The sequence below is a fragment of the Kribbella sp. VKM Ac-2568 genome, from assembly GCF_004345365.1.
Taxonomy (GTDB): Bacteria; Actinomycetota; Actinomycetes; order Propionibacteriales; family Kribbellaceae; genus Kribbella; species Kribbella orskensis.
The window spans coordinates 38829-62591 of the sequence record NZ_SLVF01000024.1; the positions used below are offsets into that span (position 1 = coordinate 38829).

Sequence of the window (23763 nt, forward strand, 5' to 3'; positions counted from 1 at the left end):
CCCCCGTGCACTCCTCCCGGACCAAACGCATCACCGTCTCTCTTGGGATCAAGTCGTCTTCTTGCGGCTGACTAGGAACCGAGCGGCCCCGCGTTTCGGGCCCATCGGTACTTCGCGCCGAGCACCTGGACCGGCGTCTCGGTGGTGTACGGGTAGGCGACCACGCCGTGCTCGAACAGGTACTGGCTGGCCTCCTCGACCTCGACATCACCGGACAGCGAGGCGACCACCGGCTTGTCGATGCCCTTCGCGCGGTACTCCTCGACGACCTCGGCGACGAGCTTCGCGAACACCATCGGCGGCGTCACGATCGTGTGCCAGTAGCCCAGGATCAGCGCGTGGATCCGCTCGTCCTCGAGCCCGAGCGCCACCGTGTTCCGGTACGTCGACGGCGGCTCGCCGCCGGTGATGTCCACCGGGTTGCCGGAGGCACCGAACGGCGGGATGAACTTCTTGAACGCGGCGTCCAGGTCGGCCGGCATCGACATCAGCTGCAGGCCGTTGTCGACACAGGCGTCCGACAGCAGGACGCCCGAGCCACCCGCGCCGGTGATGATGACGACGTTCTCACCCTTCGGCGTCGGCAGCAACGGGATGCCCCGGGCGTACTGGAGCATCTCGTTCAGCCCCGGGGCGCGGACCACGCCGCTCTGCCGCAGGATGTCGTCGTAGACCTTGTCGTTGCCGGCCAGCGCGCCCGTGTGCGAGCTCGCGGCCCGGGCGCCCATGTCGGTCCGCCCTGCCTTGAGCACGACGACCGGCTTCTTCTTCGACACCCGCGCCGCCGTCTCGGCGAACGCCCGGCCGTCCTTGAGGTCTTCCAGGTGCATGGCGATCAGGTTGGTGTTGTCGTCGGTCTCGAAGAACGTCAGTAGGTCATCTTCGTCGATATCGGCCTTGTTGCCTACCCCAACGATCGCGGAGACGCCCATCCGGCTGGACCGGCTGAAGCCCAGGATCGCCATCCCGATGCCTCCGCTCTGCGATGAGAGCGCGACACTGCCCTTGACGTCGTACGGCGTGCAGAACGTCGCGCAGAGGTTCTCCGGCAGGTAGTAGTAGCCGTAGATGTTCGGCCCGAGGATCCGCACGTCGTGCTTCTTCGCGATCGCGACGACCTCGTCCTGGAGTTCCTGCTCACCGGTCTCGGCGAACCCCGACGGGATCAGGATCGCCCCGGCGACACCCTTCTGGCCGCACTGCTCGAGCGCGCCGCCGACGAACTTGGCCGGTACGGCGAACACCGCGACGTCCACGTCGCCCGGCACGTCGGTGATGCTCGGGAACGCCTTCAGCCCGAGCACCTCGCCGCCCTTGGGGTTGATCGGGTAGATCTCGCCCTGGTAGCCGCCGTTGACCAGGTTCTTCATCACCGAGTTGCCGATCTTGCCGGCCTCGTTCGAAGCGCCGATCACGGCCACCGCCCGGGGCTTCATGATCCGGGTCATCGCGGTCTGGATCTCTTCCTGGCTGTAGCGGTCCACCGGCTTGCCGGCCTCGGCGTCCACGATGATCCGGAAGTCCACCGCGGTGGCGCCGTCCGGCCCGGCCAGCACCGGGTTCAGGTCGACCTCGGCGAACTGCGGGAAATCCCCGACCAGGTCCGACAGCTTGCTGATGATCGCCGCGATGGCGTCCTTGTCGACCGGCTTGGCCCCGCGGACGCCGTTCAGCATCTCGTGCGCGCTGATCCCGTCGACCATCGAGCGGGCTTCTTCGGGCGTGGTCGGCGCCAGCCGGAATGTGACGTCCTTGAGCACCTCGACGAGCACCCCACCGAGGCCGAAGGCAACGATCTTGCCGAAGGTCTGGTCGGTCACCGCGCCGACGATCACCTCCTGGACGTCACCGTCGGTGACCAGCATCTTCTGCACCTGCACGCCGGTGATGTCCGCGTCGGCCTTGTAGGCCTTCGCGTTCGCGACGATCTGCTGGTACGCCGTGACCGCGGCCTCGGCGCTGTCCACGCCGACCACCACGCCGCCCGCGTCCGTCTTGTGCAGGATGTCAGGCGAGACGATCTTCAGCACGACCGGGAAACCGATCTCGGCCGCGAGTCCGGCTGCTCCCTCGGCGGTCGTGGCCAGCCCTTCGCCCGGCGTCGGGATGCCATAGGCGTCCGCGACCTGCTTGGCCTCGGGGGCACTCAGTGAGGTGCGGCCTTCCGCCAGAGCCTGGTCGAGGATCGACTGGACGGCTGCCTTGTCATATGTCATGCCTGGAGCTCCTCAAAAGCGTGGTGGTTTGCTGCTTGCGTCCGGAGAACCGAGGGTCCTGACCCTCGTCCGTTCGGACGTTCGGGACGGTCAGACGACGCCGGCGGCCTTGAGTTCTTCGAGCTCTGCGGTGTCGATGCCGAGCCCGCCATAGATGGCGGAGTTGTGTTCACCCAGGCCGGGCGAAGTCTCCACCTGGACGGGCGAGTCGGACAGCTTGATCGGGCAGCCGACGGTCTTGAAGGTGCCGCGCTGCGGGTGCTTCACCTCGACGACGGCGCCGAGCTCGGCCAGCGTCTCGTCCTCGATCAGTTCCCTGGTGGACAGGATCGGGCCGCACGGCACGTTCAGCGCGTTCAGCTTCTCCATCACCTCGAACTTGGTGTGCTGCTCGGTCCAGGTCTCGATCAGCGCGAACATCTTGTCGAGCTTGTCGAGCCGGGCGGCCGGCGTACTCCAGTCCGGGTCGTCGGCCAGCTCGGGCTTGCCGATCAGGTTCGCGATCGGGGCCCAGCCGGGCGGCTGGACGATCACGTAGATGTAGTCGTTCGGGCCGCCGGGCGCCGTCCGGACCGCCCAGCCGGGCTGACCGCCGCCGGACGCGTTGCCGGAGCGGGGCACCTCGTCGCCGAAGTTGTCGTTCGGGTACTCCTTGAGGGGCCCGTGGGCGAGCCGCTGCTGGTCGCGCAGCTTCACCCGGCTGAGGTTCAGCACGGCCTCCTGCATGGCGACGGAGACGCGCTGACCCTTGCCGGTGGCAACACGCTGGTAGAGCGCCGCCAGGATGCCCGCGACCAGGTGGATCCCCGTGCCGGAATCACCGATCTGAGCACCGGTGGCGGTCGGCGGGCCGTCCTCGAAGCCGGTCGTGCTCATCGCGCCGCCCATTGCCTGGGCGACCACCTCGTAGGCCTTGAAGTCCTCGTAACGGCCCGGGCCGAAGCCCTTGATCGAGGCGTAGATCAGTTCGGGGTTGATCAGCTGGAGGCGGTCCCAGGTGAAGCCCATCCGGTCGATGGCGCCGGGGGCGAAGTTCTCCACCAGGATGTCGGAGTTCTTCACCAGGTCGGTGAAGATCTCCTTGCCCCGCTCGGACTTCATGTTCAAGGTGATGCTGCGCTTGTTGCAGTTGAGCATGGTGAAGTAGAGGCTGTCGACGTCCGGGAGGTCGCGCAACTGCTGGCGGGTGATGTCACCCGTCGGCGCCTCGAGCTTGACGACGTCGGCGCCGAGCCAGGCGAGGATCTGTGTGCAGGACGGTCCGGACTGCACGTGCGTCATGTCGAGTACGCGAACACCTTCAAGGGCCTTACCCATAGTGGTCCTCCAGTACTGGGCGGCGGTACGCCGGGAGGGGCGTACCGCCGCCGGGGATCGCTACTTGTACATGGTCTGGTTCATCGTTCCGGGCGCGTACGCGTCCGGGTCCACCCACACGTTGATCAGCGACGGCAGGCCCGACTCGCGGGCCCGCTGCATGGCCGGCCCGATGTCCTTGGGGTCGCGGACCTCCTCGCCGTAGCCGCCGAGCATCTTGGCGAACTCGTCGTACTTCACGTCGCCGAGGGTGTTGCCGATCCGGCCGCGGGCATGGCCGTACTTCGCCTCCTGGCCGTAGCGGATCTGGTTCATCGACGAGTTGTTGCCGACGACACCGACGAACGGCAGGTTGAACCGGACCAGCGTCTCGAAGTCCCACCCGGTGAGCGAGAAGGCGCCGTCACCGAACAGCGCGACGACCTCCTTGTCCGGTCGGGCGTACTTGGCCGCCATCACGAACGGGATGCCGACGCCGATGGTGCCGAGCGGGCCCGGGTCCATCCAGTGGCCGGGTGACTTCGGCTGCACGACACCGCCGGAGAAGGTGACGATGTCGCCGCCGTCGCCGATGTAGATCGAGTCCTCGGTGAGGAACTCGTTGATCTCGTGCGCCAGGCGCAGCGGGTGGATCGGGTTGGCGTCCGACAGCTGCCGCGGCAGCCGCTTCTGGTACGCCGCATCCTCCTCGGCACGGAGTTCGCTGAACCAGGCCTTCCGGTCGCCGGCCTTCTGGATCCGGCCCGAGGATGCCTGGGTCACCGCGGCCAGGATGGCGCCCGGGTCGCCGACCAGGCCGAGGTCGATGTCGCGGTTCTTGCCGACCGTGCGGTAGTCCATGTCGATCTGGACCACGGTCGCGCCCTTCGGCAGCCGGCGGCCGTATCCCATCCGGAAGTCGAACGGGGTGCCGACGATCAGGATCAGGTCGGCGTTGTTGAACCCGTACCGCCGGGACAGGTGGAAGTGGTTCGGGTCGCCGGGCGGCAGGGTGCCGCGGGCCGAACCGTTCATATAGGCCGGGATGTTCAGCTTGCGGACGAAGTCGATCGCCGCGTCGCTGCCCCGCGAGGTCCAGACCTGGGTCCCGAGCAGTACTACGGGCTTCTCGGCCCGGGACAGCAGGTCGGCGAGCGCTTCGATGCTCGCCGGGTCGCCGATGCTCTTGGTGGAAGCGCGGTAGCGGCCGGCCTCCGGGATGGTCGCGGACTCCACCGGGACCGAGTTGTCCAGGATGTCGCGCGGGATCTCCAGGAAGGACGGGCCGGGAGCGCCGTTGTAGCACTCACGGAAAGCCATCGACACCATGTCGGCCACCCGGGCGGTGTGCGGCACCGTGGCGGCGAACTTGGTGATCGGGGTCATCATGTCGACGTGCGGCAGATCCTGCAGCGAGCCCATCTTGTGCTGGTTCAGCGCGCCCTGGCCGCCGATCAGCAGCATCGGGCTCTCCGCCCGGAACGCGTTCGCGACACCGGTCACCGCATCGGTGGTACCGGGGCCGGCCGTGACAACCGCGCAGCCGGGCTTGCCGGTCATCCGGGCGTAGCCGTCGGCGGCGTGCGCCGCGACCTGCTCGTGCCGGACGTCGACGACGGCGATGCCCTCGTCGACACAGCCGTCGTAGATGTCGATGATGTGACCGCCACAGAGCGTGAAGATCACGTCGATTCCCTCGGCCTTGAGGGCCTTGGCCACCAGATGCCCGCCCGAGATCGTGGCGGTGCTCGGTTCCGGCTCGGTCACTTCCGCAACCGCGTTTGCGGCGTCTGACAGGGAAGCTGGGGACACTGTTTGCGCCATCTGTGCAGTCATCTCCTCGAGGAAGGCCGGTCTGGGTTCACGGAGCGACACTTCGTAGATTGCATACCGTATGGTGTAGTCGTAGTCATATCGCACCGCCGAACCCGTTGTCCAGAGGTCGGAACCCGGCAGAATTCATTAGGACGACTGTATGCAGTATCCCGTATGCTTGTCACTACCAAGTGGCGATTCACGTCGCGAACCCGGGAGCTGCGATGACGATCCACGACGAGCTCGGCCAGACCCGCCGCGCACTGCAGAACCTCGAGACAGCCCTTGCGGGGTTGCGGAACCAGCTCGGCCCGCACCTCGACGTAGTGCGGTTGATCGATGACGTGTCCCGCTGCTCGACGGACCTTCGCCGGCTGGAGGAGCAGGTCGGCCCACCACGCCTGCACGAGCTCGTGGTGATCCCGGACGACGACCGCGACCACGGTCTGTGGGGCGCGGCCGACGTCGACCACGAGGGGCTCGGCGCACCAGGCCGCCGAGGGGGTGTCTGACAGTCCCCTGCAGTCGCGAGCAGGTGCTCCAGTGCGTCGAGGTGCCGTGCCGAGTGCCGCGCAGCACGCAGGGGGCTGTCAGACACCCCCTTGCCCCCTGAGGCGGTCAGACCGTTGCCAGGCACTGTTTCAGCAGCCGCCTGAGCCGTACGTCGCTGTCGCCGCCCGAGGCCCGGGCGGTCACAGCGACGGCCTCCGCGGCGTGCTCGGTCGCCACGAACCCCCGGTAGAACGACTCGCTGAGGTTCAGGTGGTCGAGCATGGGGAGCCACCAGCGGGCGAATCCCCCTGGTCTCCGGTCCGCAGGACGTGAGGCCAGCAGATACAGGGCGGTCTCCTGAGCGCCGGCCAGCCGGCCGCGTTCATCCTTGGTGATGCAGTCCGGGTCCGGGCTGGTGAGCGCGGCGGAGACACAGAGAGCCACCAGGCGGGCGGAACTCTCGAAGCCCGCCTGGGCGGTCGCCAGGAACGAAGGTGCCAGAGGCAACAACGCCCGCCGCCCTGCCCGGCTGCTGTAGTCGTGGACTGTCCGGGCCACCGCGCCGAGGACCGGGTGCACCGACGATGGGCGGTCGGTCCAAGGCTCCTTGGCCAGCTTCGAGACGAGCTCCATCACGCAGGGCTCGGAACGAGCCACGCGGGCGTAGTACGCGTTGCCCTGGGCACCTTCGGCGTACAGGTCCGTGGGAGTGCCGGAGCCGCTGACCGAGGCACCAGCTTCCGTGCGGCTCACTCGCCCGGTCCGGCGACCGGCGTTCCCAACTGAGGTCGGACTGGCAGAGCTGGGCGGCCAGGTTGCTTGAGGAAACGCACTGTGAGGGCCGTGAGCAGACCGAGCAGGCCGGCGCCGAGGAAGACCGGACGGTAGCCGATCGCCGCCACCAGACTCGCGGTCACGCCGACACCCACCAGGCCACCGACGGCCTTGGCGCTGTAGAGGATCGCCTGGTTCTGCAGCAGGCTGTTCTCGCCGAAGAACTCGAGCACCAGGTTCGCCATGATCGCGTAGAAGGCGCCACCACCGAGCCCGGCGAACATCGCGCAGAGCACGAACGTCCAGCCCACCCCGGACTCGCCCGCCAGCACCAGTCCGACGTGTGTGAAGCCCTCGATCATCAGCACCGCCGCGAGCACCCGGCGACGGCCGAACCGCTCGGACAGGTCACCGGCGAAGGACCGGCCGAGACCGTTGACCGCGGCAAGCAACCCGGCGGCGAACCCGGCGACCGCGAGCCCGAGGCCGGCCTGCATCGCGTAGCTGACGACGAAGGCGATGCCGAACAACGACAGCGCAGTACTCAGTGCCAGCGTCAGCCACATCAGCGGTAGCGCGCCGGTGCGCATCGCCTCGGCCGGACGGTAGTGACGTACCGCGGGGAGGTTGTTCGGGATGCTCCGGTTCAGCTTGCGGTCGACCGCCCAGACCTGCGCGTCAATCTCCGCCGGCCACCAGTGCCGCGGCGGATCCTTGAGGACTCCCCCGGCTGTCAGGACGATCAGGAGGGCTACGCCGGCCATCAGGTCGAACACGAGTCGATGCCCTCCAGCCGAGTCGAAGGTGGTCAGCAGCGCGATGCTCGGCACCGCTCCCACCGCGAAACCGCCGGTGACGAACCCGATCGTCGCGACCCGCCGGTCGGGGAACCACCTGGCCGCGGTCGTGATGCAGGCCGCGTAGACCAGCCCTGCCCCCGTGCCACCGACCACGGCATAGCCGAGTACAACGGCGGCATAGTTGCCCGAGTGCGCCAGCGTCGCGAGCCCGATCGCCGCGAACACCCCACCCAGTACTACGAGTTGGGTCGGCGAGGTCCGGCGTACTCGCTGGGTCCAGGCGGCGGGGATCGCGACCAGCGCCTGGCACGCCACGAACAGGGCGAGGAGCCACATGGTCTGCACTGTTCCCCAGCCCCGGCTGGATTCCAGGCCGCGGGCCGCGGAGCCGAAGGAGTACTGGAGTGGACTGATCGCGACCATGCAGGCCCAGGTGGCCCACAGTTGCCACTGCCTCGAGTGGCCGGTGAGCTCGCGGGCGTCTTCGCCGATGCGGTACCGGCGGCCGTAAACGTCGCGCACGTCCCGTGGAGGCGTGCTGGTGGTTGCTTCCTTCATGAGGTCGCCTCCTGACTACTGCATACCGTATGGAACTTGGTACTCCTCCTCCCACTCCTTGTCCAGAGCCGGACACCGATCGCTGCGGTCTTGTGAAGCTCTCTGATCTTGTAAAGAAATGTGCATACAGCATACAGTCGTCACACTCTCGCGTCCGAGCTGTCCTAGGAGGACTTCCCGTGGATCTGATGGAGTACCAAGCCAAAGAACTCTTCGCCCGGCACGATGTGCCGGTCACTCTCGGCCGGGTGGTGGAGGACGCGGCGGACGCCGCCGGGGCCGCCGAGGCGCTGGGCGGCCGAGTGGTGGTCAAGGCGCAGGTGAAGGCCGGCGGCCGCGGTAAGGCAGGCGGCGTGAAGCTGGCCGCGACTCCCGCTGACGCCACCGACCGGGCCCGCGACATCCTCGGGATGGACATCAAGGGCCACACGGTCCGCAGGGTCCTGGTCGCTCCCGCCGCCGACATCGCCGAGGAGTACTACTTCTCGTTCCTGGTCGACCGGGCCAACCGCAACTACCTGTGCATCGCGAGCACCGAGGGCGGTGTCGAGATCGAGGAGGTCGCGCACACCAACCCGGACGCGATCGCGAAGGTGTCGATCGACCCGGCCACCGGGGTGGACGAGGCCAAGGCCGCCGAGATCGTCGCGGCCGCGGGATTCCCGGCGGAGGCGGCGTCCGTAGTACAGAAGCTGTGGGCGGTGTTCATCGCCGAGGACGCCTCCCTGGTGGAGGTGAACCCCCTGGTGAAACTTGCCGACGGTTCGCTCGAGGCGCTCGACGGCAAGGTCACGCTGGACGAGAACGCGGCGTACCGGCACCCCGACCACGCGGCCTTCGACGGCAAGGCCGCCGCGGACCCGCTGGAGGCCGCCGCGCAGGAGAAGGGCCTCAACTACGTCAAGCTGGACGGCTCGGTGGGCATCATCGGGAACGGCGCCGGGCTGGTGATGTCGACCCTCGACGTGGTCGCGTACGCGGGTGAGGCGCACGGCGGGGTGAAGCCGGCCAACTTCCTCGACATCGGCGGCGGCGCCTCGGCCGAGGTGATGGCCAACGGGCTCAGCATCATCCTCGGCGATCCGCAGGTGCGCAGCGTGTTCGTGAACGTGTTCGGCGGCATCACCGCCTGCGACGCGGTCTCGAACGGCATCGTGCAGGCGCTCGCGCTGCTGGGCGACCAGGCGAACAAGCCGCTCGTCGTCCGGCTGGACGGCAACAACGTGGACGAGGGCCGCCGGATCCTCGCCCGGGCGAACCACCCGCTGGTGACGGTGGTCGACACCATGGACGGCGCCGCTGACCGCGCCGCCGAGCTGGCCGCACAGGCCTGAGGAGGCAGACGGATATGGCAATCTTCCTGACCGAGAAGAGCAGGGTCGTCGTGCAGGGCATGACCGGCGCCGAGGGGCAGAAGCACACCAGCCGGATGCTTGCCGCCGGCACCGACATCGTCGGTGGCGTGACGCCCGGCAAGGGCGGCCAGTCGGTCGACTTCGCCAAGCGGTCGATCCCGGTGTACGACTCCTGCGCCGACGCGGTGAAGTCCACCGGCGCCGACGTGTCGGTCGTGTTCGTCCCGCCGCGGTTCACCAAGGGCGCGGTGATCGAGGCGATCGACGCCGGCATCCCACTGGTGGTGGTGATCACCGAGGGCGTGCCGGTGCACGACACCGCCGCGTTCTTCGCGCACGCGCAGGCGGCCGGGACCCGGATCATCGGCCCCAACTCCCCCGGCCTGATCAGCCCGGGTCGCGCCAACGCCGGGATCATCCCGGCCGACATCGCCGGACCCGGGCGGATCGGCCTGGTGTCCAAGTCGGGCACGCTGACCTACCAGATGATGTACGAGCTGCGGGAGTACGGCTTCACCACTGCGATCGGCATCGGCGGCGACCCGATCATCGGCACCACCCACATCGACGCGTTGCGGGCGTTCCAGGACGACCCGGACACCGACGCGATCGTGATGATCGGCGAGATCGGCGGCGACGCCGAGGAGCGCGCGGCCGCGTTCATCCAGGACAACGTGACGAAGCCCGTGGTCGGTTACGTCGCCGGATTCACCGCGCCTGAAGGCAAGACGATGGGCCACGCGGGCGCGATCGTGTCCGGCTCGTCCGGTACCGCGGCTGCCAAGCAGGAGGCGCTCGAGGCGGTCGGGGTGAAGGTCGGGAAGACGCCCAGCGAGGCCGCCCGGTTGATGCGCGAGGCGCTCGAACAACTCCTGGTTCACTGAGAAGGGGCGCGACCATGCAGAAGATCGGATTCATCGGGCTCGGCATCATGGGCTCGCACATGGCCGCCAACCTGGTCCGGGCCGGCCACGACGTCACCGGGTACGACGTGGTGCCCGCCTCCGTCGACAAGCTCCTCCACGCCGGCGGCAAACCAGCTCCGGATATCGCGTCGGCAGTGTCCGGGGCCGAGGTGATCATCACGATGCTGCCCGACTCCCCACAGGTCTCGGAGGTCGTGCTGGGGCCGAGCGGAGTACTGGAGTCCGCTGCTGCCGGAGTACTGCTGATCGACATGAGTTCGATCGCGCCGGAGACCTCCCTGGCGGTCGCGGCGGCCGGCGAGGAGCGCGGAGTACGGGTGCTGGACGCTCCGGTCAGTGGTGGCGAGCAAGGGGCGATCAAAGCGTCGCTGTCCATCATGGTCGGCGGCTCCGCCGAGGACTTCGAAGCAGCTCGACCGATCTTCGAGGACCTCGGACGGACGATCGTCCGCGTAGGTGGACACGGCGCCGGCCAGACGGTGAAGGCGGCGAACCAGTTGATGGTCGCCGGCATCATCACCCTGGTCAGCGAGGCGATCGTGCTCCTGGAGGCATCTGGCGTCGACGGCGAACGAGGCCTGGAAGTCGTCGCCGGCGGCCTGGCCGGCAACCGCATCCTCGACCTGAAGTCCGCCTCGATGCTCGCCCGCCAGTTCGACCCAGGCTTCCGCATAGACCTCCACCACAAGGACATGGGCATAGCCCTAGCCTCCGCCCGGGCCGCCGGCGTCGCTCTGCCTGTGACGGGTGTCGTCGCTCAACTGGTGGCGGCGGCCCGTGCCCAAGGCAACGGTTCCCTCGACCACTCGGCTCTGCTCAAGGTCGTGGAACAACTGTCCGGCCGCTGATCAGCGCGGCGGCGCGGTGCTGCTCCGGACCACGAGTTCGGTGGCGACGGAGACGGGCTGGTGGTGGTGTTCGCCGGCCTGGATCTCGTTGATGAGCGCATCCACGCTCCGGCGGCCGACCTCGGCGAACGATTGACGGATGGTCGTCAGCGGCGGCCAGAACTGCGCGGCCTCTTCCTGGTCGTCGAAGCCGACCACGCTGACGTCCTCCGGTACTGCGCGCCCTCGCTCGTGGAGGGCGCGCAGGAGCCCGAGCGCCATCTGGTCGTTGGCCACGAACACGGCACTGACATCGGGGTTGTCGGCCAACTGCCGGCCTGCCTCGTACCCGGAGCCCGCCGACCAGTCCCCGACCAGTACCGGCGGCACCGGGCGACCTCGATCGGTCAGCGTCTGCTGCCAGGACCGGAGCCGCCGTGCCGCGGCGAAGGACGACGGCGGGCCGCCGAGGTGCCAGACCGTCTGATGCCCGAGATCCAGCAGGTGCTCGGTGGCCAGGCGCGCGCCCTGGGCCTGGTCCGTGTCGACGATCGGGTAGTCGTAGTGAGCGCTCGAGTCGACCACGACGACCGGCAGCCCGTCGGGTAGCGGCACCTCGGCGTCGTCGAGCGTGTGGGCCTCGATCAGGATGATGACGCCGTCCACCGCCTGTTCGCCCAGCCGGCTGAAGGCACCCGACACGGCCTCCTGCGAGGCGTCCAGCACCGGTAGCAGGTTGACGGCGTAACCGCGGGTGGTGGCCGCCGCCGCGATCGCGTCGAGCGTGCGGGTGTTGCCGAAGCTGGACAGCTCGAAGACGATCACGCCGATACTCCGGAACCGCCCGTTGCGCAGCGCCCGGGCGGCGCTGTTCGGCCGGTAGCCGACCTCCCGCATCGCCGCCAGCACCCGTTCGCGGGTGTCCGCGTCCACGTTGTGCCGTCCGTTCGCGACCCGCGACACCGTCTGCCCGGAGACGCCGGCCAGCCGGGCCACGTCGGCCATCGACGGCCCGCGCCGCCGTACTGGCGTTTGCTCCGCTGTCATTGGCTCTCCCCAGGGGTCTCCGCTGAACTATAGACATGTTGACGTAAACACGTTAGCGTCCTGGCGATCATGTTGACGTTAACATCGGAGGTCGACGGGCAGATGGCCGAGTCCGCTGTACTGCGCCCGCGGCGTGGCTGGTTGCACCGCGACACGAAGGGCTGGATCTTCGTCGGGCCGTTCCTGGCCGTGTTCGCGCTGACCTTCCTGGCGCCGATCGGGTACGCGATCTACCTCAGCCTGTTCCGCGAGCAGGCCTTCTTCGGCGGCAACACCTTCGTCGGGCTGGACAACTACGCCGAGGTGGTGCGCGACTCCAAGTTCTGGGAGGCGTTCCTGCGAGTGCTGCTGTTCCTGGTCGTCCAGGTGCCGGTCATGCTCGTGCTCGCCCTGCTGGCCGCCCTCGCGATCGACAGCGCGCGGCTGCACGCCTCGAGCTTCTTCCGGATCGTGATCTTCCTGCCGTACGCCGTCCCGGGGGTCGTCGCCGTCTTGATGTGGGGCTACATCTACGGCAACAACTTCGGGCTGGCGGCCGACCTGAACGACCTGCTCGGGAGCACCGCGATCCAGCCGCTCAGCAAGTCCTGGATGCTGCCCTCGATCGCGAACATCGTGACCTGGGAGTTCGTGGGCTACAACATGCTCATCTTCTACTCGGCGCTGCGGACCGTGCCCGAGGAACTCTACGAGGCCGCCGCGATCGACGGCGCGGGAACGGTCCGGACCATCCTGGCGGTCAAGTTGCCCGCCCTGCGCGGCGCGATCGTGATCGCCACCATCTTCTCGATCATCGGCAGTTTCCAGCTGTTCAACGAGCCGAACATCCTGCGGACGCTGGCGCCGAACGTGATCACGACGTACTTCACACCGAACATGTACGCCTACAACCTGTCCTTCGCGGGCCAGCAGTTCAACTACTCCGCCACCGTCGCCATCGTGATGGGCGTCATCACGGCAGTGATCGCGTACGTCGTCCAGCTGCGTGGCTCGCGGGAGGCGCTGTGAGTACCACGACGTCGCCGCTGCGGCCCAGGCGGTCACCGCTGCTGACCGGGTTGATGCTCCTCTACCTGGTCTACACGCTCGTGCCGCTGCTCTGGCTGTTCCTGAGCGCGACCAAGACGCAGGACGATCTCCTGTCGAGCCCCGGGCTGTGGTTCGGGAAGTCCTTCGCCTTGTTCGGCAACATCAGCGACACGCTGACCTACAACGACGGCATCTTCCTGCGCTGGCTCGGCAACACCCTGCTGTACGTCGTGGTCGGTGCCGGTGGAGCGACGCTCCTGGCGACCGCCGCGGGGTACGGGCTGGCGAAGTACAGGTTCGCGGGCCGGCGGGCGGTCTTCGCCGTGCTGCTGGGAGCCGTGGCGGTGCCAGGGACCGCGCTGGCCGTGCCGACGTTCCTGATGTTCTCCAACCTCGGGCTGACGAACACGGTCTGGGCCATCATCATCCCGTCGCTGGTCAGCCCGTTCGGCCTGTACCTGATGTGGGTCTACGCGACGGACGCCGTACCGCACGACCTGCTCGAGGCGGCCCGGATCGACGGCGCCGGCGAGATCAGGATCTTCTTCACCGTCGCCCTGCGGTTGCTTGCCCCAGGCATCGTCACGGTGCTGCTGTTCGCGGTGGTGTCCACCTGGAACAACTACTTCCTGCCGCTGATCATGCTCAGCAAGCCGAATCTCTACCCGCTCACCGTCGGGCTCACCCAGTGGAGCAACCAGGCCACCGGTGTCGGCGCCCGGCCGATCTACAACCTGGTGATCACGGGGTCGCTGCTGACCATCGTGCCCCTCGTCGTCGCCTTCCTCCTGCTCCAGCGGTTCTGGCAGTCCGGCCTGAGCGCGGGCAGCGTCAAGCAGTGAGAAGAACAGTGAAAAGCCAGCGTCGAACAGTGAAAGGGAGTCCGATGAGAACTGCAGTCTGGCGAACCATCGTGGCCGCGGTCGTCCTGGTGACCGGCGCGGCCGCCCTTCCCGCCACCGCGTCACCGGCCCACCCGTCGGGCACGAACGACTTCCGCGGGGTGAACTGGGCGGACCCGCGGGACAACTACGCGTCGGACGAGGTCGTGCCGTCAGGGCTGAGCACCGACGACGACTACGCGACCACCTACCGCCGCGCCTCGGGCATCGTGCAGGAGTTCCGCCACGAGCTGCGGGCGAACACGATCCGGATGCCGATCAACCCGTCGAGCGTCGGCACGGACTGGTGGACGTCGTACCGCGGCGCGATCGACGCGGCCACCCGGCAAGGGTTCAAGGTGATCCTCAGCTACTGGGAGGCCGGCGACGCCAAGGACGGCCGGGTCGACGATCAGGGCGCCTTCGACACCATGTGGAACACCGTGGTCGGTGCCTACCGCAACAACCCGCACGTGTACTTCGAGCCGATGAACGAACCGTTCGGCTACTCGCTCGATGAATGGGTGTCCCTGACGTCGTCGTGGTTGGCGCAGCACAAGGACGTCCCGCGCGGTCGGGTGGTCATCTCCGGAACGGGCTACAACGACAACGTCACCGGTGTCGGCGCGGCCCGCGCACTGGAGGGCACCCTGCTGTCGCTGCACTTCTACGGCTTCTGGGACGACGCGACGACCGAGCAGGAGTGGCTGGCGAACCTCCGGCCGCGGATCGGTTCGTACGGCTGGCGCACGATCATCGACGAAGCCGGCGCGCCGATGACCACCGGGCTGAACTATGGCAACCACGAGGGCAACGTCTACACGTCGTACTTCGGAGCTCTCACCCAGGTGGCCCGGGAGCAGGGCATGGGTGTCGTCTACTGGCCTGGCCTGCGCACCGGCGACGCGTACTCCATGACGACGCTGGTCGGCGACGGGGATCTCGAGGTCAACAGCTCGTCCGGTCTGGCCCAGCTGCAGTGGGGTTGGGGCCTGCTCAAGAAGGAGCCGGTGAACGACCTGCCGCCGGCTCCGCCAGGAGAGGTACTGCGAGGAGCGGCGAGCAACCGCTGCGTCGACGTACCGGGGTTCTCCACCACCAACGGCACGGCTCTGGATCTCTGGGACTGCAACGGCGGCGGCAACCAGTCCTGGAACTGGACGGCCGACAAGCAACTCACCGTCTACAGCAACAAGTGCATGACCATCGGCGGCGACGGCGTCAGCGCCGGTAGCCCGGTGATCATCACCGACTGCACCGGCGCACCCAACCAGGCCTGGGAACTCAACGAGGACCAGTCCGTCAGCAGCGTCGGCCATCCCGATCTCTGCCTCGACGCCGCGGGGGCCGGCACGGGCAACGGAACGGCCGTCGACGTCTGGCTCTGCAACGGCCAGGCGAACCAGCAGTGGCTGCGCTCGTGAAGACATTCGTAACAGCGAAAGGAACACCCATGAAGACCACCCATCGGCGCGGCCTCAGGCGACTCGTCGTCGCCACGGCTGCCGTCACGGCCGCGTCGCTTCTGCTCGCCGCGTGCGGAGGCTCCGACGATTCCGGCGGCGGCGACCAGCCGCAGGCCTCGCCGGACGCCGTGAACGCCGCTCTGGAGAAGGGCGGAACGATCACCTACTGGAGCTGGACCCCGTCCGCCGAGGCCCAGGTGAAGGCGTTCGAGAAGGAGTACCCGAACGTCAAGGTGAACTACGTAAACGCCGGCACCGGCAACGACCAGTACACCAAGCTGCAGAACGTCATCAAGGCAGGCTCCGGGGCGCCGGACGTCGCGCAGATCGAGTACCAGGCGCTGCCGCAGTTCGCGTTGCCCGGCTCGCTCGTGGACCTCCGTCAGTACGGCTTCGACACCTTCGCCTCCGCCTACACGCCGTCGACCTGGACCGCCGTACACGCCGGCGACGGTCTCTTCGGCCTGCCGCAGGACTCCGGCCCGATGGCGCTGTTCTACAACAAGGAAGTCTTCGACAAGTACGGCATCGCGATCCCCAAGACGTGGGACGAGTACGTCGCCGCGGCGAAGAAGCTGCACGCCGCCGACCCGAAGAAGTTCATCACCAACGACACCGGCGACGCGGGCTTCGCCACCAGCATGATCTGGCAGGCGGGCGGCAAGCCGTTCAGCACCAACGGCAAGGCAGTCACCATCAACCTCGCCGACGCCGGCACCCAGAAGTGGACCGGGGTCTGGAACCAGCTCGTGACCGGCGGCCTGGTGGCAAGCATCCCGGGTTGGTCGGACGAGTGGTTCAAGGCACTCGGCGACGGCACGATCGCGACGCTCGCCATCGGCGCCTGGATGCCCGGCGTGCTCGAGTCGTCGGTCAAGGGCGGCACCGGGAAGTGGCGGGTCGCACCGCTGCCGACGTACGACGGGCAGCCGGCCACCGCGGAGAACGGCGGCAGCACCCAGTCCGTCCTCAAGCAGAGCGCCAACCCGGCGCTGGCGGCCGGATTCGTCCGCTGGCTGAACCACGACGGCGGCGTGAAGCCGTTCCTGGAGAGCGGCGGCTTCCCGTCGACCACCGCGGACCTCAAGGACCCGGCGTTCGTCGACAAGAAGAGCCCGTACTTCGGCGGTCAGCAGATCAACCAGGTGCTCACCGGCGCAGCCGGTTCGGTGGTCAAGGACTGGAGCTACCTGCCCTTCCAGCTCTACGCCAACAGCATCTTCGGTGACACCGTCGGCAAGGCCTACCAGTCCAAGTCCGACCTGAATCCCGGGCTCAAGGCGTGGCAGGACGCGCTGGTGAGCTACGGGAACCAGCAGGGCTTCCAGACCAACGGCTGACGCCGCCTACCCGGCGGAAATCCACAGTTCGGCAGAGAGAGACGCATGTCTGACTTCACGATCGGTGAGTCCGAGTTCCTGCTCGACGGCGAGCCCTTCCGGATCCTGTCCGGTGCGCTGCACTACTTCCGGGTGCACCCGGAGTCCTGGGCGGACCGGATCGAGAAGGCCCGCCTGATGGGGCTCAACACCATCGAGACCTACGTGCCCTGGAACGCCCACAGCCCGCAGCGTGGCGTGTTCGACACCGAAGGGATGCTCGATCTCGGGCGGTTCCTCCGGCAGGTCGCCGAGGCCGGCATGTATGCCATCGTCCGGCCGGGTCCCTACATCTGCGGGGAGTGGGACAACGGCGGCCTGCCCGCCTGGCTCTTCCGGGAGCCAGGCGTCGGCATCCGCCGGTACGAGCGGCGCTACCTGGCAGCGGTCGAGGAGTACCTCCAGCAGGTACTCCGGATCGTGCGGCCGCTCCAGGTGGACCAGGGCGGGCCGGTCCTGCTCGTCCAGGTCGAGAACGAGTACGGCGCGTTCGGCGACGACCCGACCTACTTGAAGGCGCTGGTCGAGGTCACTCGCGGTGCGGGCATCACCGTGCCACTGGTCACCGTCGATCAACCGGTGCCGGACATGCTCGAAGCAGGTGGCCTGGACGGCGTACTGCGGACCGGTTCGTTCGGGTCGCGGAGTGGCGAGCGGCTCCGCACGCTGCGGGACCACCAGCCGACCGGCCCGCTGATGTGCATGGAGTTCTGGGACGGGTGGTTCGATCACTGGGGCGGGCGGCACCACACGACCGGGGTCGAGGAGACCGCCGCGGAGCTCGACACCCTGCTGGCCTCGGGGGCGTCGGTGAACATCTACATGTTCCACGGCGGCACGAACTTCGGGCTCACCAGCGGGGCGAACGACAAGGGCGTCTACCGGCCGACGGTCACCTCCTACGACTACGACGCCCCGCTCGACGAGGCCGGCAACCCGACTCCGAAGTACCACGCTTTCCGGGAGGTGATCTCCCGGTACTCGCCGGTGCCGGCCGCTGTTCCGAGTCCGGCCGCACCGGCGCCGGAGTACTGCGTGACGCTCGGCGAGCCGGTCCGGCTGCTGGCGAATCCGGGACCGTGGGGTGGCTGGAGCGACCACGAATCCTTGCCGTCGCTGGATGACCTCGGAGCCCGGCTGGCTCTCTTCCGCACGGACCTCGATGTCGAAGGTCCAGCCGTGCTCAGCGTCGGGGAGGTGCGGGACCGGGCACTCGTGTTCCTCGACGGTGACCCGGTGGGTGTCCTCGACCGGGAGCATCATGATCGGGCGATCATGCTGCCGCGTGGACGTGGTCGGCTCGAGATCGTCGTCGAGGACCAGGGTCGGGTCAACTACGGACCCCGGATCGGTGAGTCCAAAGGCCTGGTTGGGCCGGTTCGCCTCGGCACGCAGCCGCTGACGGACTGGTCGGCCTGTGTGATCGACCTGGATCTCGTCCCGGGGCTGTGGGACTCCGTCAGCGCGGACGACCCGGGTCCTGGACCCACGGCCTGGCGCTCCACCTTCACAGCGGACCAGTCCGCGGACCACTTCCTGCGAACCGATGCCTGGGGCAAGGGCCTTGCCTGGGTCAACGGTTTCTGCCTGGGCCGCTACTGGCGCCGAGGCCCCCAGGAAACCCTCTTCGTTCCAGGCCCGGTCGTCCGAGCCGGCCACAACGAACTCGTCGTCCTGGAACTGGACACCCTGACCGACCCCGCCGCGTGCTTCGTGAGCGGCCCTGCGCTGGGACCACTCGAGCTCTGAGGGTTGTAGTTGGAACAGATGGGTCCGGAGGGGGCCTGGCAGGGCACGCGCGGCTCCGGACCCACCTGGCTCAGGCCCGAGGGGACGAGGCGGCCGGGGCCACGGCGGCGGGGGCCGCTGTGGACGGGGCCGGGGCGGCCGTTGGGGCGTGGGCTATGGGGGCTAGACCGACCTTGGTGGAGAGGAGGTCGGCTACTGCGTGGACGGCTCGGAGGGTGGGGGCCTTGGTGTCGGTGAGGTCGGCGAGCTCGACGACCGCGGCGAGGATGACGTCCAGTTCGAGGGGTTTGTCCTTCTCCAGGTCCTGGAGCATCGAGGTCTTGTGCTCGCCGACCCGTTCGGCGCCGTCGATGCGTTTGTCGACGGAGATGTCCGGGTGGCTGCCGACCGCGGCGGCGATCTCGAGGGTCTCCTCCATCATCAGCCGGATCATCGCGCGGGTGCCCGAGTGCTGGGCGATCTCCACCATCGTGGCCCTGGCGAGGGCGCTGATCGGGTTGAAGGCCGCGTTGCCCAGCAGCTTGATCCAGATGTCGTTGCGGACGTCCTCCTCGACCGGGCACTTCAGGCCGCCGGCGATCATCGCCTCGCTGAACTCCAGGCACCGGTCGGACCGGCCACCACCAGGTTCACCGATCGAGAACCGGGTGCCTTCGAGGTGCCGGACCAACCCCGGCCCCTCCAGTTCGGTCGAGCAGTAGACGACGCAGCCGATCGCGCGATCGAGCGGCAGGACCCGGGTCACCTCACCACCCGGGTCCACCGACTCGATCCGCCGGCCTTCGTACGGACCGGACAGCCCGTGGAAGTACCACCACGGGATGCCGTTCTGGGCGGCCACCACGGCCGTCTTGTCGTGCAGCAGCGGCTCGATCAACGGGCCGCAGGACGCGTACGAGTTCGCCTTCAGGCCGAGGAAGACGAAGTCCACCGGGCCGATCTCCGCCGGGTCGTCGGTGGCGGGCGTCTTCGCCAGCCAGTCGCCGCGCGGGCTGAGCACCTGTACGCCGTTCTTCCGGATCGCTTCCAGATGGGGGCCTCTGGCAACCAGGTGCACCTCGGTACCGCCCCGGTGCAGCGCCGCGCCGACATAGGCGCCGATCGCACCCGCGCCAAGAACCGCAACTCTCATCGTCGATACCTCCTAGTCCCTGAGTCCGGAAACGGTCGGAGCGGGGAGGATCGGGATGGAGTCGGCCGACGCGGAGTACAGGCCGGTGATCATGTCGGTGCCGACCGGACCCGACGTACCGACGCAGACACCGATGTTGCCCGCCTTGGCGCGGGTGTAGCCCTCGGCCATGTGCGAGGCGCCCTCGACGTGCCGGGCGAGCACGTGCTTGAGCTCATCCTGCGCCCGCACGGCGTTGTAGAACGGGTTGATGGCCGCACCGGGGAGGTCGAACAGATTGGTGATGCCTTCGCGACGGAGGATCTCCACCGCCGCGCGGGCGGCAGTCATTCGTGGCATGCCAGCTCCTTCTCAGTCCGTGCGCTCCAGGTCAGTTGCGATGCAGCCAGGCGAAGCTCCCGGCACTCGGGCCGCTCGGCTTGTACTCCAGCCCGACCCAGCCGTCGTAGCCGGCCGCCCGCAACTCACCGAGGTACTGATCGATCGGGATCTCGCCGGTACCGGGCTCGTTGCGGCCCGGCGCGTCGGCGACCTGCACGTGCGCGATGCGCTCGGCGTACGTCGTGATCGCCTTGCTGACGTCATCGCCGTTGACGGTCAGGTGGTAGAGGTCCGCGAGCAGCCCGAGGCTGGTGACACCGGACTCGCGTTCCACCCGGGTGATCACGTCCACCGCGTCGGCAGCCGTCCGCAAGGGATAGCGGTCGGCCCCGCTGACCGGTTCGACGAGGACCGTCGCGCCGAAGGAGCCGGCCGCGGTGGCGGCCAGCGCGAGGTTCTCGGCGGCGAGCTCGTCCTGCTCGGCCGGGGCGACACCCTCGACGCGGTTGCCGTACAACGCGTTGAAGGCGCGGCATTCCAGCCGCTCGCCGATCCCCAGCGTCACCGCGATGTTGTCGCGGAACTCCAGCGATCGTTGCGGCCACGACACCAGGCCGCGGTCCCCGCCGGGCAGGTCGCCGGCGGCGAAGTTCAGTCCGACCAACTGGACGCCGGCGTCGCGGATCGCGCGTTCGAACGCGTCGACCTCGGCGTCGCCGGGCAGTCCGCTGTCGAACGGCCACCAGAACTCCACCGCGTCGAATCCGGCGGAACGGGCGGCCTCGGGTCTTTCCAGTAGCGGTAGCTCGGTGAAGAGGATCGAGCAGTTGACGGCATAACGAAGCCTGGGCGCACTCTCCATGGGTCCCACCTTCCGGAGGGGCTTGGTATACGGGATACAGTAGGCTGCCGCCCATGACCGGTCAAGACATGACCAAGGTCACATTTCCGATGACTTGATAGCCCTTGCCTTCCAAGCGATCCACGACAGCGCTCGCCAGAACTTTCCCTCGTAGGTGCGCGCGGGCGCGGCTCGGCGGGTGGCGGCGGGAGGTGGGGGGCGCGGCTGGCGGGTTCCACGGCCGCTGGCGGCTTGCAGGGCGCCAGCGGGCGGACAACCTGCCATCGGACAGCTCGGCGGGAGCTCGAACAACTCGGGGGATCTGCGGGAGCGGCGGCTGGGCGAGATCCCCGCGGTGGTCGAGGGGCCGCAGCTGCTCCCCTCGATGGGTGCCGAGGGTGTACAGGCCGCGGTGTGGTTGATGCCGGATGGCCCAGACCCGGAAGGCCCGGGAGGAGGGCATTCCTAGGGGTGTGTGGCCCGCATCGCCTGGGCTAGTTCTTCCAGGGCTGGGAGGGCGTCGATGATCGTCTGGGCCGACTCTTTGGGGAGTTGGTCCAGGCAGGCGCCGATGGCCTCGGTGCGGAGGAGCTTGACCCGCTCATGCAGCTGGCGGCCGGCGTCGGTGGCCTCGACCTGGATCGCGCGGAGGTCGTCCGGGTTCGGGTCGCGCTGGATCAGGCCGAGCTCGGTCAGCTTGCCGACCACGCGGGACAGCATCGTCGGGTTGAGCCCCTCGAGCTGAGCCAGTTCGGTCAGGCCGAGCGGGCCGCGGAACGCGATCAGGCCGAGCACCGACGCCTGGGTCGGTGTCAGGCCCTCGCCGGTGGCCGTGGCGTTGAGCTCGCGCGCGAGCTTGGAGATCACGCCGCGGAGCTTGCTCAACGTCTCGGTGTCGGTCATGTCACCCCTTTATTGCCTGCTGGCAAGCAATGTAGTCTGTCGATCGATGGAACCGCCAAGGCTTGTGGAGAGAACCGCCGAACCCGCCGCCGACGAGCCGCAGGCCCACCGGCGGATCGTCTTCGGCATCGTCTCGATCGCCCTCCTGATGGCCTCGATCGATCAGACCATAGTGGCGACTGCGCTGAATGCCATCCGCAGCGACCTGAACGCGGAGCTGAACTGGAGCGGCTGGACGATCACCATCTACGCCCTCGGCCAGATCCTGGTGATGCCGCTGGCCGGCCGGCTCGGTGACCAGTTCGGCCGCAAGCGGGTCTTCCTCGCCGCCGCGGTGCTCTTCACGATCGCCTCGCTGGCCTGCAGCCTGGCCGACAACATCTACCTGCTGGTGGTGTTCCGCGCGTTCCAGGCGATCGGCGGCGGCGCCTTCATGCCGACCGCGACCGGCATCGTGGCCGAGCAGTTCGGCCGGGACCGCGACCGCGCGGTGGGCATGTTCACCAGCATCTTCCCGATCGGCGGCATCCTCGGCCCGATCGTCGGCGGCGTGATCGTCACCTACTGGTCCTGGCGGGAGATCTTCATCGTCAACGTGCCGGCCGGGCTGCTGCTGATCCTGCTCGCGTGGCGGTTCATCCCGCACAGCGCACCGAAGGCGGCCGCCCGGATCGACGGTGTCGGCGCGCTGCTGCTGGCGCTGACGATCCTGTCCGGGATGTACGGGATCAGTTCGCTCGGCGGCCGCGGGGCCGATCCGACCGACCCGCTGTTCATCGGGGCCGAGGTGCTCGCGCTGGCCTTCGGCTTCCTCTTCGTCCGGCACACCAACCGGGCCAGGGACCCGTTCATCCCGATCACGCTGCTGCGCGGCCGCGGCTTCGCCGTGATGAACGCGATCAACCTGCTGTACGGCGCCGCCGTGCTCGGGTTCGGCGCGCTCGTCCCGCTGTACGCCGAGTCGCGGTACGGGATCCAGCCGCTGCAGGCGGGAACGTTGCTGACGGCGAGGGCCGTCGGGATGATCTGCGTGGCCGGGCTGGCGGTGTTCGCGCTGCGGCGGACGGGCTACCGGGCGCCGATGATCGGCGGGTTCCTGCTGGTCGCGGCCGGGATGACGCTGATGTCGACCGCCCCGCACGGGTTGACGCCGTACGCCTGGCTCGCGGTGGCGGCCGGGGTGACCGGGATCGGGATGGGGCTGTCGATCCCCGCCTCCAACAACGCGAGCCTGCAACTCGCGCCGGACCAGATCTCCGCGATCGCCGGGCTGCGCGGGATGTTCCGGCAGTCGGGCGGCATCATCGCCGTCTCCGTCACCACCACGGTGCTGGCGCACAGCGCGACCCCGGGCACCTCGCAGGCGAACGTCTTCATCATCTTCGCCGCGGTGCTGCTGCTGATCGTCCCCTTCACCTTCCTGGTCCCGGACCACCGCGGCTCCTGGTAGCCGGGCGCGGCGGGGCGGGCAGTGGCGACACGTTGTTCGCCGGCTCTTCGCCTGTGTCACCGGCCGGGATGTGCTACCGTTTCCGGCGGTTGCAGTTTTGCAGTTCCACGTTCGTTTTGAAACGCCCGCGGAGTTTGTGATCCGCAGGGCGTTTTCTCATTTCCGGGCCTTGGTCCGACTGGGAGGGCTCGTTCGGCAACCCGGGGACCGGCGACCGCCGGGCCCTGTTACCCGCCCCACAGAAGGAGCAAAATCATGGCCAGCGGAACAGTGAAGTGGTTCAACGGTGAAAAGGGCTTCGGCTTCATTTCCCAGGACGGCGGCGGCGCCGACGTGTTCGTGCACTACTCGGCGATCGCGACGGACGGTTTCCGTTCGCTGGACGAGAACCAGAAGGTCGAGTTCGACCTGACCCAGGGCCCGAAGGGCCCGCAGGCGGAGAACGTCCGCCCGGTCTGAACGACTCCCGAAGCAGGCCCGGCCGCTCTCGGCCGGGCCTGTTTTGC

General features: G+C 68.4%; 20 protein-coding genes and 1 pseudogene. 11 read left to right on the plus strand and 10 right to left on the minus strand.

Features of this window, described 5'->3' with window-relative positions:
• Positions 1-71 precede the first annotated feature (71 nt).
• The 3 genes from EV648_RS41380 to EV648_RS41390 form a co-directional block, all read right to left on the minus strand.
• Positions 72-2216, minus strand: a complete 2145-nt coding sequence (locus tag EV648_RS41380; protein ID WP_132301794.1) for an acetate--CoA ligase family protein — start codon at positions 2214-2216, stop codon at positions 72-74.
• Positions 2217-2306: 90 nt separating this feature from the next.
• Complete coding sequence (frc, locus tag EV648_RS41385; RefSeq protein WP_132301796.1) at positions 2307-3533, minus strand: formyl-CoA transferase; 1227 nt, start codon at positions 3531-3533, stop codon at positions 2307-2309.
• A gap of 60 nt (positions 3534-3593) precedes the next feature.
• Complete coding sequence (locus tag EV648_RS41390) at positions 3594-5279, minus strand: thiamine pyrophosphate-binding protein (protein WP_132301798.1); 1686 nt, start codon at positions 5277-5279, stop codon at positions 3594-3596.
• A gap of 272 nt (positions 5280-5551) precedes the next feature.
• Between EV648_RS41390 and EV648_RS41395 the strand changes: the two genes are divergently transcribed.
• Positions 5552-5839, plus strand: a complete 288-nt coding sequence (locus EV648_RS41395; protein ID WP_132301800.1) for a hypothetical protein — start codon at positions 5552-5554, stop codon at positions 5837-5839.
• 106 nt (positions 5840-5945) lie between these two features.
• On the opposite strand, the gene EV648_RS41400 is transcribed toward EV648_RS41395, so the two are convergent.
• On the minus strand, positions 5946-6572 hold the full coding sequence (locus EV648_RS41400) for a hypothetical protein (protein ID WP_132301802.1): 627 nt from the start codon (positions 6570-6572) through the stop codon (positions 5946-5948).
• On the minus strand, positions 6569-7951 hold the full coding sequence (locus tag EV648_RS41405; RefSeq protein ID WP_132301804.1) for an OFA family MFS transporter: 1383 nt from the start codon (positions 7949-7951) through the stop codon (positions 6569-6571). The genes EV648_RS41400 and EV648_RS41405 overlap by 4 nt, the downstream gene beginning before the upstream one ends.
• Positions 7952-8130: 179 nt before the next feature.
• On the opposite strand from EV648_RS41405, the gene sucC reads away from it, so the two are divergent.
• The 3 genes from sucC to EV648_RS41420 are packed head-to-tail and all read left to right on the plus strand — an operon-like array spanning position 8131 to position 11080.
• Positions 8131-9285 (plus strand): ADP-forming succinate--CoA ligase subunit beta, encoded by a 1155-nt coding sequence (sucC, locus tag EV648_RS41410; protein ID WP_132301806.1) that lies wholly within the window; start codon positions 8131-8133, stop codon positions 9283-9285.
• Between the two features lie 14 nt (positions 9286-9299).
• Positions 9300-10190, plus strand: coding sequence for a succinate--CoA ligase subunit alpha (sucD, locus tag EV648_RS41415; protein WP_132301808.1), 891 nt, complete (start codon positions 9300-9302; stop codon positions 10188-10190).
• 14 nt (positions 10191-10204) lie between these two features.
• Positions 10205-11080: a 2-hydroxy-3-oxopropionate reductase gene (locus EV648_RS41420; RefSeq protein WP_132301810.1), complete on the plus strand. Its 876-nt coding sequence runs from the start codon at positions 10205-10207 to the stop codon at positions 11078-11080.
• On the opposite strand, the gene EV648_RS41425 is transcribed toward EV648_RS41420, so the two are convergent.
• Positions 11081-12106, minus strand: a complete 1026-nt coding sequence (locus tag EV648_RS41425) for a LacI family DNA-binding transcriptional regulator (protein ID WP_132301812.1) — start codon at positions 12104-12106, stop codon at positions 11081-11083.
• A 69-nt stretch (positions 12107-12175) separates the two neighbouring features.
• Between EV648_RS41425 and EV648_RS41430 the strand changes: the two genes are divergently transcribed.
• The 5 genes from EV648_RS41430 to EV648_RS41450 are packed head-to-tail and all read left to right on the plus strand — an operon-like array spanning position 12176 to position 18610.
• Positions 12176-13114: a carbohydrate ABC transporter permease gene (locus EV648_RS41430; RefSeq protein ID WP_241996116.1), complete on the plus strand. Its 939-nt coding sequence runs from the start codon at positions 12176-12178 to the stop codon at positions 13112-13114.
• The gene (locus EV648_RS41435; protein ID WP_199235145.1) at positions 13111-13977 is read left to right on the plus strand and encodes a carbohydrate ABC transporter permease; all 867 of its coding nucleotides are present in this window, start codon (positions 13111-13113) and stop codon (positions 13975-13977) included. The genes EV648_RS41430 and EV648_RS41435 overlap by 4 nt, the downstream gene beginning before the upstream one ends.
• Before the next feature lie 44 nt (positions 13978-14021).
• A complete protein-coding gene (locus EV648_RS41440) occupies positions 14022-15440 on the plus strand; it encodes a ricin-type beta-trefoil lectin domain protein (RefSeq protein WP_132301814.1) in 1419 nt (472 codons plus the stop codon).
• A 29-nt stretch (positions 15441-15469) separates the two neighbouring features.
• On the plus strand, positions 15470-16822 hold the full coding sequence (locus tag EV648_RS41445) for a sugar ABC transporter substrate-binding protein (RefSeq protein WP_132301816.1): 1353 nt from the start codon (positions 15470-15472) through the stop codon (positions 16820-16822).
• 45 nt (positions 16823-16867) lie between these two features.
• Positions 16868-18610 (plus strand): beta-galactosidase family protein, encoded by a 1743-nt coding sequence (locus tag EV648_RS41450; protein WP_132301818.1) that lies wholly within the window; start codon positions 16868-16870, stop codon positions 18608-18610.
• 70 nt (positions 18611-18680) lie between these two features.
• Here EV648_RS41450 and EV648_RS41455 read toward each other — a convergent pair whose 3' ends face one another.
• The 4 genes and pseudogenes from EV648_RS41455 to EV648_RS41470 form a co-directional block, all read right to left on the minus strand.
• Positions 18681-19742: a 2-dehydropantoate 2-reductase gene (locus EV648_RS41455; RefSeq protein ID WP_132301820.1), complete on the minus strand. Its 1062-nt coding sequence runs from the start codon at positions 19740-19742 to the stop codon at positions 18681-18683.
• Positions 19743-19787: 45 nt separating this feature from the next.
• Positions 19788-20081: pseudogene (locus EV648_RS41460) on the minus strand (thiamine pyrophosphate-binding protein); the annotation flags it as partial.
• Positions 20082-20112: 31 nt separating this feature from the next.
• Positions 20113-20925, minus strand: coding sequence for a hydroxypyruvate isomerase family protein (locus EV648_RS41465; protein WP_132301822.1), 813 nt, complete (start codon positions 20923-20925; stop codon positions 20113-20115).
• Between the two features lie 444 nt (positions 20926-21369).
• On the minus strand, positions 21370-21807 hold the full coding sequence (locus EV648_RS41470; protein WP_132301824.1) for a MarR family winged helix-turn-helix transcriptional regulator: 438 nt from the start codon (positions 21805-21807) through the stop codon (positions 21370-21372).
• A 46-nt stretch (positions 21808-21853) separates the two neighbouring features.
• On the opposite strand from EV648_RS41470, the gene EV648_RS41475 reads away from it, so the two are divergent.
• Both EV648_RS41475 and EV648_RS41480 read left to right on the plus strand, forming a co-directional pair.
• The gene (locus tag EV648_RS41475) at positions 21854-23257 is read left to right on the plus strand and encodes an MFS transporter (RefSeq protein ID WP_132301826.1); all 1404 of its coding nucleotides are present in this window, start codon (positions 21854-21856) and stop codon (positions 23255-23257) included.
• 255 nt (positions 23258-23512) lie between these two features.
• Complete coding sequence (locus tag EV648_RS41480; protein WP_132192535.1) at positions 23513-23716, plus strand: cold-shock protein; 204 nt, start codon at positions 23513-23515, stop codon at positions 23714-23716.
• The last annotated feature ends 47 nt before the right edge of the window (positions 23717-23763 follow it).